The following is a 517-nucleotide window of genomic DNA, read 5'->3' as shown; positions in this document are numbered from 1 at the left end:
AGGTTTGGAACAGTGACCAGGGATATGAAAAAACATTGGCGGCTTTTGATGAAAGCCTTCGAAAACTCGGCCTTGACTACCTTGATTTATATTTGATTCATTGGCCAGGAAAAGACAAATATAAAGATACGTGGCGCGCACTTGAAAAGCTGTACAAAGACGGCAGAGTGAAAGCGATCGGCGTCAGCAATTTCAATGTCCACCATTTGGAAAGCTTATTGGAAGATGCGGAAATTAAACCGATGGTCAATCAGGTTGAATTCCATCCGCGCCTCACTCAGACTGAGCTTAGGGACTACTGCAAGAAGCAAGGCATTCAGGTGTAAGCATGGTCTCCGCTCATGCAGGGAAAACTCCTCGATGATCAGGTGCTGACTGACATCGCTAAAAAATACAACAAATCCGTTGCTCAAGTCATCCTGCGCTGGGATTTGCAAAATGAAGTCGTCACCATTCCGAAGTCCATCAAAGAACACCGCATTATTGAAAATGCCGACATTTTTGATTTTGAATTATA

1 pseudogene is annotated in these 517 nt (G+C 43.7%); it reads left to right on the top strand.

From position 1 onward, the window contains the following. Positions 1–517 (top strand): annotated as a pseudogene (locus ACWHAR_RS32035) (aldo/keto reductase); the annotation flags it as partial.

This window comes from Bacillus sp. LR--39 (genome assembly GCF_053613335.1).
This window is presented reverse-complemented; position numbering and strand designations above follow the sequence as displayed.